A 13,313-nucleotide genomic window follows, 5' to 3' on the forward strand; every position below is an offset into this window, starting at 1 on the left:
CCAAGCGCGGTGTATTCTTTCCTTCTCCCTTTTTAGTAATTGTGAGAGGTGTCTTGTAGAGGTGCCAAGGTGGAGTTGGTTCAATAGGGGCTGTGGATGAACTCAGGCTTTATAAAAATGGCGTTGATCCTGGGGCTTTTGAGCTCTGTTGGTCCTATGGCCATTGATATGTATCTGCCTGCATTGCCTGCGATGACAAAGGCCCTCGACACCTCAACCCAGGTCGCGTCTTATACGCTGATGGCCTATTTTATTGCGTTCGGGGTGTGTCAGATTTTTTATGGCCCCGCTTCCGATATGTTTGGCCGCAAACCGCCGCTCTATTTTGGTTTGCTGGTTTTTACTTTCGCATCTATTTGTTGTGCCCTGGCAACCACTATCGAGTGGTTAATTGCCTTTCGCTTCCTGCAAGGAGTGGGTGCCGCTTCGGTAATGTCGATTCCCCGAGCAATAATTCGAGATTCTTATACGGGTACTCAAGCAACTCGCCTTCTTACCACAGCAATTCTTGTCCTTTCAATTTCTCCTATGTTGGCGCCATTAATTGGTAGTCTGCTATTAATTTCGTTTGGTTGGCGCAGCATATTTTGGGGGATATCCATTGCTACTTTTTTAAGTCTGATACTTGCTATTACAAGCCTTCATGAAACCTTACCAGTGAATAAGCGCATACCATTTAAAATAGGTGCGCTGCTTGAATCTTATTCGATATTACTACGTGACCCGATCTATATAGGGCTTACTTGTATAGGAGGGTTTGGCTTCGCCAGTGTACTTGCTTTTTTTGCGGCAGCTTCATTCTTATATACGAATTACTACGGATTGACCCCAACCGAATTTAGTCTCGCCTTTGCTCTGAATGCGCTTAGTTTCTTCTTGTCGAGTCAATTTTCGGCAAATTTCGGTGCTCGTTTAGGGATGGTGAAGCTGGTGAAGTGGGGTGTGACTGGATTTGTAATAAGCTCGGTGACTATGTATTTAGTAATAGAGGCCGGTTTCGATCATCTCGTACTACTGATATGCATGCTTATCGTATGCAATATGTTTCTCGGTTTGGTTCTTCCGACGGCATTTATTCTCTCCATGGAAAGACATGGCCCTATAGCGGGAACGGCTTCCGCCCTGGCTGGTACTATGCAGTTGTCAATCGGGGCTGTAGCTATCCTGATAACCAGTTTGGTATTTAATGGAACACCAGGGTCGCTTGCTGGGGTAATTGCGGTGTGTGGAATTTTGGCCTTTGTGGTTTCCTGGTTGGTTTTGCGTAATGTAGTCAGCATCACAGCAGACCAGAGCGATTGAGTAATACCAAAATAAATTAGGGAGCCTCTGAATAACTCTGTGCTGGCATTTCACTCAGCATCGTTCGAGTGATGCTGAGTGAATTCTGGAGTGCTTAAGATCAGTAGGCACCAGCACTGTAGATCAGCTCATAGCTGTGGCTGTAAATTTCCAGAATGTTGCCAAAAGGATCTTCCATATAAATCATGCGATAAGGCTTTTCACCGGGATAGTAATAACGGGGCTCCGGCATACGTTTTTTACCACCGGCCGCCACAATCTTATCCGCCAGTTCTTCCAGGTTGGGGTCTTGTACGCAGAAGTGAAAGATCCCGGTTTTCCAGTATTCAAAGTTATCTTCTGGGTTTTCCTGATTGCTAAACTGGAATAGTTCTACGCCAATCCGGTCCCCTGTCGATAAGTGAGCAATGCGGAAACTACCCCAGTTTGGGCCAAATACGTCGGTGCACATTTCACCGATAGCGCTTTTGTCCTCTGTGATATCTGTGGGCTTCATAATCAGGTACCAACCAAGTACCTCGGTGTAAAACTTCACAGCTTCTTCAAGGTTTGGCACTGAAATACCGATATGAGAAAAGGTTCTCGGGTATGCGTTACTCATAGCTGTCTCCTTTGTTGAATGCGGTTAAGTTACAGCTTCTGATTCATTACGTATAATTATCATTTGTAATATTTTCAAGTAGCATTCGTAATGATAAATCCAGTGTGGTTAAGAAGCTTCTGTACTTTAGCTGAAGAGGGGCACTTCACTCGTACGGCGGATCGCTTGCATATGACTCAGTCTGGGGTCAGTCAGCATATACGCAAGTTAGAGGAGCACTTAGGTGTCGCTCTGTTAGTCAGGCAGGGTAAACACTTCACTCTCACGGATGCTGGTGATCGGCTCTATCGGGAAGGGCAGGGGATTATTCAGAAGCTTTCCAGCCTGGGGCAAATTGTTGGTGAAGACCCTCCCCACCATGGGGATGTGCGAGTGATGTGCCCTGGGAGTGTGGGGCTGAAGCTCTACCCCAAGTTGTTGTCCCTGCAGAAAATCCACCAGGGTTTATCGATTAGCTGCCGTTTCGCGCCCAACCTGGATGTAGAGAAGGCCATTGCGGAAAACGGTGCTGATATTGGATTAATGACCAGCCCGCCACAAGCAGAGGAGATTGACAGTCGGCCGATCGCCAGTGAAAGGTTATTGCTAGTGACGCCGGCTGAAGTGAAACCCCCTGATTGGGAGTCGCTTTTAGCGCTGGGGTACATAGGCCATCCTGACGGTATACACCATGCGAGTCTATTATTGGGAGCGAACTTCCCACAATTTAGAAGTCTTGAAGATTTTCAACAAAAAGGGTTTTCCAATCAGATCAGCTTAATCCTGGATCCCGTTAGTATGGGATTGGGTTTCACAGTTTTACCCGCCTATGCGGTAAGTGCATTTCGAAAGCCGAAATTGATTAAGGCACATAGCCTTGAAAATCCCGTTAGTGAGACACTGTATTTGGCGCTTAGGCGCACTCAACTTGTACCCGCCAGAGTCAGGTTTATTATTGGTGAAATGGAGAAATGGCTTTAATCGGGCTCCTAAGTATCAAAAAGCTGAACAGTTTTGGTAAAAATACCGGGTTGTTTCGCCTCCTGTTCCTTTTCGCTCTATCACAATTTTCTTTTGTGGGAATAGCTAAAGCCGAGAGTGTTAAGGATGAGCAAGATAAGATACTGATGTTGTTGGCTTATTCTATAGTATTCCAGGACTGGGTCAGACCTACTGATAAAAATAAAAGAGGCCATAATATTGGTGCGGTTTTATTTGATAATGATGCCAAGAAAATAGTCGGGGCCCAACTAAATTCAGTTTTGCGTTGTGATGACAAAACTCAACACGCTGAAGTGCGTTTAATGCAGCAGTGTCTATCAGAAAAATGTCTCGGAGGAAAAAGTCAATATTTGACCAAGGCCAATGTTACGATCTACACATCTTTAGAGCCCTGTATGATGTGTAGCGGAATGATGATTTTTTTGGGCGTTTCAGGTATTGTATACGGGCAAACTGATCCAGACTATGGTCAAAGTATCGAACGACTTAAGCAAAGCTTTGACAAAAATTGTGGCTATGAACATTCTCAGTGTATCGTAGATAAACCGGGAAATTATTACACTCGCCGTATAACTTCAGAACCATCGAAGCTTTTACAAAAAGAGAAGCTGGATGGGGCTTACTTTAATTATGAATTACTACATGGAGACTATATTGTTAGCTTCCTATTGAGTGACGATGCTAAAGAAATTTATCAGGAAGCTTTTCGGAACTTCAAAAACCTGGATATTAGGCATAAGGAAAATCGGTCTATATATCGCCAAGCACTTTCAACCCTAAAACAGCTGGAAAATGGTGAACTGCAGCTGGATTACTGTCCATCCTGGCAGTCGCACCATCACCATCACTAACTATTCGACTATTGGTTTAGTGCTTTTCGAGCATGTTCTGTGAGGTTGATAGTGATCTCTTTAATCAATTTCGATTTTAAATTCCAAACATGCCAGTAAAGAGGAATCTTCAAATACTGGTCTTCAGCGAGTTTCACCAGCTTTCCGCTTTTTAGCAGGCTCGCGATCTGAATATCTGGCGCCATTCCCCAACCCAGCCCCAGAGTTAAGAAACTGAGGAAGCTCTTTGAAGAGGGAATTTCATGAGATGGGTACTGACCAGTCTCCACTCCCCAAAACTGTTTAAGGTAACGACTCTGCAATTGATCCTTATAGTTGAACTCCACTGTGGGAGCGTAGTGGAGTTCTTCAACCTTAATCGGGTCTGAAAAAAACTTCTTCTTAAACGCCTTGGTGCATACCGGGTAATAGGCCATGTGACCGAGCAGTACCGATTGGCAGCCCTGGAGGTTACTGGTTGTTGAACTGATACAGCCAATGACTTCACCATTCTTCAGCAGTTCATGGGTAGCGTCCTGGTCGTCGACCTTTAGATCCACGAGCAACTGCTGGGATCGAATCAATGGTGTGATGGCGGCTAGGAACCAGGTATCCAAACTATCTGCATTCAGTGCGATACGAACCTTATTCTGGTTGCTATAGCGGGTTTTGCCTCCCTCTGGATCGATATCAGTGAGAAGCTCTTGCTGTAACAAGTGCATTTGCTGGTAGTACCCCAGCACTTTGAGGCCGGCTTCAGTGGGCCGCAAAGGGTTGGAGCGTATCAATAGGGCTTGGCCAACCTGGCTTTCTAAGGCTTTGATTCGTTGGGAAATCGCAGACTGGCTGACATGGAGTAGGGCAGCAGCCTTGTCAAAACTGCGCTCCTCTACGACAAAGGCAAAGGCTTGGAGTTGCTTTAGGTCTAGCATAAGAATTTCTTATGAGGGATCAGTATAATTAAGTTTACTTATTCTAGTTTGACTCTTAATCTCGCGCCACTATTCAGGCCCGCAGCCCTGCGGGCACTTCCAAATTAGAGAATGAAACACAGGAGGCATCGTGTTTTCAGGGTTGTTGCTGGCGCCGCTCGCAAAAGGTTTTTTGACTACCATCAGTTTGATTATGGCGATCGGAGCGCAGAATGCGTTTCTACTGACGCAGAGTATCCGTCGACAATATCACTTTAGTATCGCGGCTTTATGCGTACTGATGGATATTGCCTTGATTACAGCTGGTGTGTTCCTGGTTGCAAATCTCGCACAAGCGGGTGGCGACTGGATGATCTGGCTGACCTGGCTCGGTGCTGCTTTCCTATTCTCCTACGGTGCCATGGCTTTCCGTTCGGCCTTCACTAACAAAGGTCTTGGAGAGCAAAAAGAGTGGATGAAATCCCGCCGTTCTGCCTTGATTACCGCGGTAGCCTTAACCCTGCTTAATCCACACGCGTATGTGGACACGGTTGTACTGATTGGCTCAGTAGGGGCGCAGTATGCTGGCAATGGAACCTGGTTTTTTGTGCTGGGGGCATGTAGTGCATCCCTGTTATGGTTCACCCTTCTTTCAGTGGGTGGCAGCATGATGCAGCCGCTATTTAAGAACCCCAGAACCTGGCAGGTACTCGATGTATTGGTGGGCATTATGATGTGGACTATTGCTATCAGCTTGTTGTGGGCGCAGTAGACACTCAATAATGGCTGCTAAAAATAGCCGTAGACTAATAAGTCTACGGCTATTTTTTTGCTTCCAGGCCCCTAACTTATTCCGATAGTTTTCCACACTAACTCCCCCTTAACATTCCCCCTGACCTGTTTAACCCGCCGTTTCGATCACTCAAAAAGCGCCCAAATTGCATGCAAGGCCTCTCCACCAACCAATAAATGGCTGCCGCCAAAGCGAAGCTAAGTAGTGTTACTGCCACAAGCAACGTGGATAGAGAAATACTTGTAAGCCCTTGTCCCCAAGGTTGGCTTATGGCCCAGCTGACGAGAAAGACAACGATTAAATGAAACAGGTAAATGGAATAGCTGATAGTCCCCAGAGTGGCTAAATGTCGTATTGGCTTTGGTGGAAGTAATACAAAAACGAGGAAGATAGCTAAAGCGATGAAATGAGATGATACAAAGCGGAGGGGAGTTTCGCTGATCGACCTACCTAGTAGGTGCATGGCCATAACGAGTAGTGGTATCGAGAAGGTCGAAACCAGGCCCCAAAGCATATAACGATAACCGCGCCTTGTTTCGTAGCAATACCTGAGTAGGGTTCCGCAGAACATAACTGCGATAGCAAAGGGGAGGTAAGTAGTGGTGGGGGGAAGCTGGGAAATTGGAGTGGATGATTGCCCTAAAAGTTGCATGCTGACAAATACCGATAGTGCCCCCCAGCACACTAAGAGTAGATATCTGGGATTCCCTAGTAGTCGAAGGGTGAACATCAGTGCGCAGAGACAGTAAAAAAGCAGTTCTGCAGTGAGAGTCCAATATAGAATCTGAACACTTTCATACCCCATTAGGCCTTGCAGCATTGTGGTATTGGCAAGAATAGTAGATGCAGAGAATGTTCGGTCAGTGAGCAACCATGTAAGTCCGATAATTGCAGTCAGAGATAACCAGTAAGCGGGATACAAGCGGAAGAAGCGGCGGATAGCAAAGCTCTTGAGAGTACGGTTAGATACAAGAAGACTATGGGGAATGACAAAGCCGGATATTAGGAAAAAGCAAAGTACACCTATCCGGCCAAAATCCAGTTGACTGATAAATTCAGCCAGTGCCGAGCCGTGCTGGGCGATGGGTGGGTTGCGGATAAATACTTCACTACTGTGTTGCCAGACAACCAAAGTTGCAGCCAGCCCCCGTAGTACATCGAGATTAAGAAGGCGTGTGTTCATTGCTAACGACCTATATCCATGGTCAATCCAAGAAGGTATGGGCATGATCTTACCTTGCCTAAGTTGAACACACTATCTGTATTCTGTGTGATTCAACTCAAATCTTCGGGCTTTCATGCATGCAAATCCATTAATGGCTTCTCATCCAAGGCAACACTGAATGGCAAGCTCAACTGAATAGGTGAAGTATTCTCCAGCGTTATAGCTAGCCTTTGTCCTTGAGGGTGTTTACTACCTGATCAACCTCCGTTTTATTTTCCTCAAGAAGCCTATCTGCTAGAACTTTCAGCTTCTTACTTGCTTTATAGTCAAATGGGTCAACATATGGATTAACAAGCTCTACATTTAAGTAGTTATATTTTATTCGCCCTTTAGGGCTAAGGGATTGTGCGATTTCCAAAGTGTATACTTGTTGGTCATCCATGGACCTCTGTACATTAGATATAAGGTCTTTCACCCAATTAATTCTTCCCCAATTTTTTAAGTTTCTGTAGTTGGCTTCCATTGTACTTAGTGGAGACGTACCGGCCCCGAGAATCAGCACATAGTAGTTTTTTTCAGGGAACTCTCTAATAATTTCGCGTAAAACAATACTGGCTGGATTATTTGCGTATATACCAGCATCGGCATAATAGCGCTGGTGCATATCCCGTCCCGTAGTTACAAAATCGACAGGCGGGTATAGGGTTTCCGCACTAGCTGCCGCTGTTACGAGTTGATAAAGTGTGTCTGTGGGCAGCTTACTGACTGCTTCACCACGGTTTTTGAATAATTGAAGTTGACCCATATGAATATTGAGAGAGGGGATGATTACGTAGTTCTTCAGGCTCGTAAACTTCAATTTTTCAGTGTAATGCTTTTCCATGGTTTCGCTTAAGCGCTCACCGCTAAAGCGAGGGGAGATAAAACCATTAAAGGTTAGTAATTTGTGATACCAAGGTACGGAGAATACGTATCTGCTATCTTGTTTATAAATATCAATAATTTTATCACTTTGGGATTTAAGGTTTTCAATCCCTGGATGATCATCGTCAAATGATTCTTGAGTCACATTGAGACCAGTAGCGATGATGGCGCCAGTGGATACTCCACTAAAAACATCAAATAATTCATCAATAGGCTTGCCGGTCTGCTCTTCAATATGTTGAATAACATAGAGCGGTATCAAACCACGTATTCCACCGCCATCTATGATAAGGATGTTGATAGTATCTTTGTCTTTAAGGGGAGCATTACTCTTAATAAACTCTTTAGTAACAGGGTGGGCGTCATACTGAATACTTTGGGTCAGTCGATAATTGTAGACGTACACCAAGCCTAAAAACGCTATGATAACTAGTATGGTGAGGGCTGACGCTAGCCGAAGTTTCATTGATCTTCCTGAACGCTAAACTCTTAATACAGTGAGTGTGGCAAATCAGATTAGTTTTATTTCTTTGGGTTATTTAAAAGTTACTTAAGGCTGTTTTCTTATCTTGCTTTGGGACTGTGATAGGAAATTAAGCACTATTGGGGATTCTTATTCGAATGAGAAAAAAATCGTAATTTCTATTCTCTTAGTTCCTTATGGAAAATTTCACTATCTATAAAGCGAAAAGCACATAAAGTAATCTGATGACTGAATGCCCAGGTATTGAACAGTAATTTAATGGAACTCTCTCAAGTCGGCGGCTGAAGACTGCACATTTCCCTTCGGACTTTATTTTACGGGCTTGATATAAGTATTGATGGAGCGCTAGAAATTATAAGTTGGTCGGTAATCAGGAAACCGTTTAGTCTACTGACTGTTGTGTCATATACACAAAGTAACCGCAGGGTTGAATGGTTACAAGTTATCAATGAGCTAGTGACTGGAAACCCGCGAGCTCAGCCAAAATTGATTAGAGCGAAAGAAGCCCACCCCGAAGGGTGGGAAATAGTTTAATGAGCTTGATGTTCTAAAGCGTTTAGGAAAGTTGCAATATCATCTACTTGTTGTGTGCTTAATTTCTGTCCCAATTGGTACCAAGCCATATCGTAAATTGCCTGCTCGATGGTTTCTACACGCCCATCATGGAAGTAAGGAGCGCTTCTGCTTACGTCGCGTAACATTGGAACTTTAAACATCATTTTATCATTCTCAAGGCCTGTAACTTTATAACGACCTAAATCTTCTTGGTGTGGATATTGGTTGACCAGCCCCATCTTCTGGTACATGTTTCCACCCAAGGTTGTACCATTGTGGCATGCTGAACAACCAGTGTTGATAAAGGTTTGCAGGCCCTTTAACTCACTTTTTGTCATAGCCTGATCATCACCATTTATAAAATCATCAAAACGATCATTTGTAATCAGTGTGCGCTCAAACGCAGCTATGGCCTCAGCAATATTGTCGTAAGAGATAGCATTCTCTTTACCAAAGGCGTGTTTGAAACTTTCTTGATATTCGGCAATTTTTGAAATCTTTGCCTCAACAGCCTCTTCTGAAGGCATTCCCATCTCTACAGGGTTTAGAATTGGACCTTTGGCCTGTTCCTTCAGGTCCTCTGCGCGACCATCCCAAAATTGAGCCACTTGAAATCCGGAATTCCAGACCGTTGGAGAGTTTCGATCACCCTTGGTGCCAGGTAAAGCTCCCGGTGATGTCGCTTCATTGTCGACACCCGAGCCGTTGTAGTTCCCTACTTGATGGCAGCTGTTACAGGACTGGCTATCATTGACTGAAAGCCGTTCGTCCATGAACAGTGTTCTTCCAAGCTCAACCATCGCAGGGGTGTCATTCTCACTGCCTGGCATAGTTTCTGAGAGAGTGCCGAACATAATTTTTGATTGTTGACGTAATTGATTTATATCAACTTCGGCCGTTGCCGATACAGTTGTTGATAGCAAGCTTGCTACCGCTATCAAGCCGCCAATGATTGGAAGCTTGAGATCTCTTTTCGAAAAAATTTTCTTAATCACTTTGGTATCTCTCCCACATCTCAAAAAACAATGACAACTAACCTATTTTTAATCAAAGCTAGGCGGCGCCACTATATAGGGAAGCTCGTTCGGCTGATACCATGATTTAACAAAAAAAACTGTGGGTTATTAGAATATCCAGAATTGGTCACAAAATATTTTTTCAAATACTATTCAGAACTTGACCTATACATTGAGTGAACTGGATTTGGCGAGGAAGTGTAGGATTTAGGGGATAGCTATCAGTATCTCTAAAGAGAAATGATTCGTATTTCTGCTAGCCGGTTGGTGGTGTAATATCTACTCGAACGATAAATGACTCCATAACTATCTGAATGTGGTTAAATTTTTAGGTAGGACCTTTAGGTTTTAGGAAGATTTTAATCTTATTGTTACCTAATTACCACTCTTGCTAAGTTATGCGTAACTGTATATAAATACAGCTATCTCGTTGATCTGCAAGGGAATACGCCATGGCTCGCAACAAGGTACAGTTTCAGAAGGGTATTAGTTTGACCCAATTCCTCAAAATGTACGGCAGCGAGGAACAGTGCTTCGATGCACTGTCGCAGTGGCGTTGGCCCAATGGCTTTAGTTGTCCTCACTGCGGGCATGACAAGCATTGCGACCTCGCTTATCGCAAGCTTAAGCAATGTAACCATTGTCGGCGTCAGACATCGATTACCTCTCGTACAATTTTTGACTCCACGAAGCTCCCCCTCACCACCTGGTTTCTCGGTATTTTCCTGATTACTCAGGATAAGAAGGGCATTTCCTCTATGGAGCTATCTCGACATCTAGGTATCTCTTACAACGCAGCATGGCGTATGAAGCAGAAACTCATGCAAGTGATGATGGAGCGAGACCAACGATACAAACTGTCCGGTTTTATTGAACTAGATGATGCCTATCTCGGTGGTGAGCGTACTGGATGCAAGCCCGGGCGCGGAGCCAAGGGTAAAACTCCCTTTGTGGCGGCCGTTGAAACAACCAAGGAGGGACGCCCAACCCGTATTAAGCTCTCAATTATCAAGGGCTTCAAAAGCAGTGAAATTTCAACCTGGAGTAAAAAGTACCTTTGCAGTGGCAGCACAGTCATCTCAGATGGTCTTCCATGCTTCAATGCCATTAAGGAGGCCGGTTGTGTACATGACAAAATTGTTTGTGGTGGTGGCCGAGCTTCTGTTGAAGAGCCTGAGTTCTATTGGGTAAATACAGTACTTGGTAATTTAAAGAGTGCGCTACGTAGCACTTACCATGCTATTAGGCCGAAATATGCACAGCGCTATTTGGCAGAATTTCAATATCGCTTTAATCGGAGGTTTGATTTGTCGGCACTCATTCCAAGATTGATTTACGTCTCTCTTCGGACACCACCGATGCCAGAAAGGTTGCTAAAAATTGGCTTAGCATAAGTGGTAATTAGGTATTGTTATATCTGGTTAACTTTTATATTGGTCTACGTATTCTAAATAGAGGCGTTTCGCTACCTATCAAGCTACCGGGCTTAATAAGAGTCTCTTCGATTATTCCGCTGCAGGGGCTGGGCAGCTCAATTGTGTAAGTTCCAAAATCAGCAACGAGTATCGTTTGTCCACCGTAAATTGGATAATCAACACCAACCATGACTTCTACTACCTCACCAAGTTCTTTTGGGCGGACTGAGCCCGTCAAAGGTTCTTGTTTGTGTGGAATCGAATCAAAAGAGGGCGCGCGTACAATTCCGTCTGTTGGAAAGCGTTCTTCCTCTGGGGATATTCTTTCGCCGCTTTCAATGGAACTTATACCAAGAGCACCATTTATATAATTAAGTATGAATTTCCACATATCTCTCAAGGTTATATAGTGTGATCTGATTGTGCATTAATTTTACTTTAGATAGGCCTTATTTGTCTCGGATAGCTGAGGATTCTTGTGAATAGTGAATCATCGTCAATTCTTCAATCAATGTCTGTACCGGCTTTGATTACTTTCTCAATTAGCACGACTGATCAACCTTTCCTGAGAATTACATTTTAGAGCCACCTGAAAATCTCTGTCGATATTCCCTAGGGGAGAGGCCGGTCTGTTTGTGAAACATTTTCCGGAATGCGCTGACGTCCTCATACCCCACTTGCCAAGCGATCTGTTCGACTTGCAATGTGCCCGTTTCCAATAGTTCGCGAGCCTTTTGCAGACGTTGTTGTTGAAGATATTCGGCGGGTCTATAGCCGGTAACCTTTTGAAATCTTCGTAGAAAGGTGCGTTCGCCCAGATTGGCGAGTTGAGCCATCTCTGCAACAGAGATTGGTTGTTGATAATCCCGGTGAATTTGCTGTTGTACTTTTAAAATTGCTTTATCACCATGATCTACAGGAGGTAGAAAACTGCGGTAATAACTTTGGTAACGGGTACCCGTATCCACCAACAGGAAACGTCCCAACTCCATAACTATATGGGGAGGCATGTATCGTCCGACCAGGTGTAACCCAAGGTCAATCCAAGACATTACACCTCCTGCGGTGACAACATCCGGGTCTGCAATCAGGATGGAATCGATATTCAGCTCTATATCCGGGAACTTCTGTTTAAAGGCATCGGCCAGTCGCCAGTGAGTGGTCGCCTGGCGTCCATCTAATAGTCCTGCGTCGGCCAACATAAAAGCCCCAGCACAAGCGGAACAGGTTACGGCCCCCTCTTTGTGCCGCTTTAACAACCAGTTACTGACATCTGTCGGTGGCTCCATGTACTCCTGACCTTCCAATACCGGCGGTACAATAACGATATTTGGGTCTTTAGCAGCCCCTTTTTTCTCGGGTATGACTTTTCCGTCATTAATTAGCCAGCGTGATACCTCAAATAGCGCCTTGGGTTCTGGAATTGACTCCTGACAGATGTGGTTTGCGGTTTGGAACAGGTCGATTAGGCCATAAGTCGCCGACTGAGCCGCTCCGGGGATCATCAGTATTGCAATGTGGATTGTTTGGGTCACTAGCCCCCCTGTCAGTTCTTGCCCGTTTTATGTCGGTCTTGCCACGCCTGTATCTTAGCCCATCGCCCTAACATGCGCTTGTACATTTCAAAGACACAACCAAAGGACAATCTTATGAGCAAGACAGCGCTAATCGTCGTCGATATGCAAAACGACTACTTCGAAGGCGGAAAGTGGACTCTTGAAGGCATTGGCCAAGCATCAGACCAAGCCGCAAAAGTGCTGGCTGAGTTTCGCAAAAAGCAGTGGCCAGTTATTCATGTTCGCCATGAATTTCTCAGTGAGGATGCTCCATTCTTTATTGCTGGTAGCGAGGGTGCGAAAATTCACAAAAGCCTTCTGCCTGTTGAAGGTGAGCCGGTAGTACTCAAGAATGAAGTTAACAGCTTCAAAGGTACGGATCTTAAAAAGCACTTGGATGAGTTAGGTGTTAATAAATTGGTCATTGTCGGTGCGATGAGCCATATGTGTATCGACGCCATCACCCGAGCGGCAAGTGACTTTGGATATGAAAATACCGTTATTCATGATGCCTGCGCCAGTCGGGACATGTACTTCAATGGTGTCGATGTTCCCGCTGCACATATACATGCAGCTTATATGGCAGCACTACAATTTGCCTATGCTGAGGTTATTAGTGCTGACGAATATTTAACGCAGTAATTAGCTCGCCTGCACTTTAGCGTTAAGCCACACACGATACTGCTATACCTTTATCGATAAGGACTTTAGGCTTTATAAGCCTAAAGTCCTTCTTCAGGCTGCATGTTCAGCTCTATTTCATGATAAATTACACTGCAT

The 13,313-nt window shown here is 44.7% G+C and carries 13 protein-coding genes; 6 read left to right on the forward strand and 7 right to left on the reverse strand.

Translation table 11 applies throughout. From position 1 onward, the window contains the following. Window positions 1-96 precede the first annotated feature (96 nt). A complete protein-coding gene (locus tag ACJJIQ_RS01330; protein ID WP_444926906.1) occupies window positions 97-1,302 on the forward strand; it encodes a multidrug effflux MFS transporter in 1,206 nt (401 codons plus the stop codon). A gap of 100 nt (window positions 1,303-1,402) precedes the next feature. Here ACJJIQ_RS01330 and ACJJIQ_RS01335 read toward each other — a convergent pair whose 3' ends face one another. Beyond that, window positions 1,403-1,903, reverse strand: a complete 501-nt coding sequence (locus ACJJIQ_RS01335) for a lactoylglutathione lyase family protein (protein ID WP_282933974.1) — start codon at window positions 1,901-1,903, stop codon at window positions 1,403-1,405. A 90-nt stretch (window positions 1,904-1,993) separates the two neighbouring features. Between ACJJIQ_RS01335 and ACJJIQ_RS01340 the strand changes: the two genes are divergently transcribed. Together ACJJIQ_RS01340 and ACJJIQ_RS01345 are read left to right on the forward strand one after the other, a co-directional pair. After that, on the forward strand, window positions 1,994-2,863 hold the full coding sequence (locus tag ACJJIQ_RS01340) for a LysR family transcriptional regulator (RefSeq protein ID WP_445363459.1): 870 nt from the start codon (window positions 1,994-1,996) through the stop codon (window positions 2,861-2,863). Further along, on the forward strand, window positions 2,854-3,735 hold the full coding sequence (locus ACJJIQ_RS01345) for a nucleoside deaminase (RefSeq protein WP_445363460.1): 882 nt from the start codon (window positions 2,854-2,856) through the stop codon (window positions 3,733-3,735). The genes ACJJIQ_RS01340 and ACJJIQ_RS01345 overlap by 10 nt, the downstream gene beginning before the upstream one ends. Before the next feature lie 8 nt (window positions 3,736-3,743). Here ACJJIQ_RS01345 and ACJJIQ_RS01350 read toward each other — a convergent pair whose 3' ends face one another. Next, on the reverse strand, window positions 3,744-4,646 hold the full coding sequence (locus ACJJIQ_RS01350) for a LysR family transcriptional regulator ArgP (protein ID WP_444892969.1): 903 nt from the start codon (window positions 4,644-4,646) through the stop codon (window positions 3,744-3,746). A gap of 130 nt (window positions 4,647-4,776) precedes the next feature. Between ACJJIQ_RS01350 and ACJJIQ_RS01355 the strand changes: the two genes are divergently transcribed. Next, window positions 4,777-5,397 carry a LysE/ArgO family amino acid transporter gene (locus ACJJIQ_RS01355; RefSeq protein ID WP_444894975.1) on the forward strand — a complete coding sequence of 207 codons (621 nt, stop codon included), beginning with the start codon at window positions 4,777-4,779 and terminating at the stop codon, window positions 5,395-5,397. Window positions 5,398-5,494: 97 nt separating this feature from the next. Here ACJJIQ_RS01355 and ACJJIQ_RS01360 read toward each other — a convergent pair whose 3' ends face one another. The 3 genes from ACJJIQ_RS01360 to ACJJIQ_RS01370 all read right to left on the reverse strand — a co-directional run bounded on the left by ACJJIQ_RS01360 (window position 5,495) and on the right by ACJJIQ_RS01370 (window position 9,541). Beyond that, complete coding sequence (locus ACJJIQ_RS01360) at window positions 5,495-6,601, reverse strand: acyltransferase family protein (RefSeq protein WP_445363461.1); 1,107 nt, start codon at window positions 6,599-6,601, stop codon at window positions 5,495-5,497. Between the two features lie 205 nt (window positions 6,602-6,806). Next, entirely contained in the window at window positions 6,807-7,973 is a 1,167-nt protein-coding gene (locus ACJJIQ_RS01365; protein WP_445363462.1) for a patatin-like phospholipase family protein, read from the reverse strand. Window positions 7,974-8,521: 548 nt separating this feature from the next. Then, window positions 8,522-9,541, reverse strand: a complete 1,020-nt coding sequence (locus ACJJIQ_RS01370) for a cytochrome-c peroxidase (protein WP_445363463.1) — start codon at window positions 9,539-9,541, stop codon at window positions 8,522-8,524. Window positions 9,542-10,014: 473 nt separating this feature from the next. On the opposite strand from ACJJIQ_RS01370, the gene ACJJIQ_RS01375 reads away from it, so the two are divergent. Beyond that, the gene (locus ACJJIQ_RS01375) at window positions 10,015-10,956 is read left to right on the forward strand and encodes an IS1595 family transposase (protein WP_445362153.1); all 942 of its coding nucleotides are present in this window, start codon (window positions 10,015-10,017) and stop codon (window positions 10,954-10,956) included. A gap of 34 nt (window positions 10,957-10,990) precedes the next feature. Here ACJJIQ_RS01375 and ACJJIQ_RS01380 read toward each other — a convergent pair whose 3' ends face one another. Together ACJJIQ_RS01380 and ACJJIQ_RS01385 are read right to left on the reverse strand one after the other, a co-directional pair. Beyond that, window positions 10,991-11,368 (reverse strand): hypothetical protein, encoded by a 378-nt coding sequence (locus ACJJIQ_RS01380; RefSeq protein ID WP_444916296.1) that lies wholly within the window; start codon window positions 11,366-11,368, stop codon window positions 10,991-10,993. 181 nt (window positions 11,369-11,549) lie between these two features. Continuing rightward, window positions 11,550-12,512, reverse strand: coding sequence for a GlxA family transcriptional regulator (locus ACJJIQ_RS01385; protein ID WP_445363464.1), 963 nt, complete (start codon window positions 12,510-12,512; stop codon window positions 11,550-11,552). A 114-nt stretch (window positions 12,513-12,626) separates the two neighbouring features. Here ACJJIQ_RS01385 and ACJJIQ_RS01390 point away from each other — a divergent pair, with 114 nt between their 5' ends. Beyond that, window positions 12,627-13,175: a cysteine hydrolase family protein gene (locus ACJJIQ_RS01390; RefSeq protein ID WP_413664666.1), complete on the forward strand. Its 549-nt coding sequence runs from the start codon at window positions 12,627-12,629 to the stop codon at window positions 13,173-13,175. The last annotated feature ends 138 nt before the right edge of the window (window positions 13,176-13,313 follow it).

This window comes from Microbulbifer maximicatervae (SeqCode) (assembly GCF_052468295.1).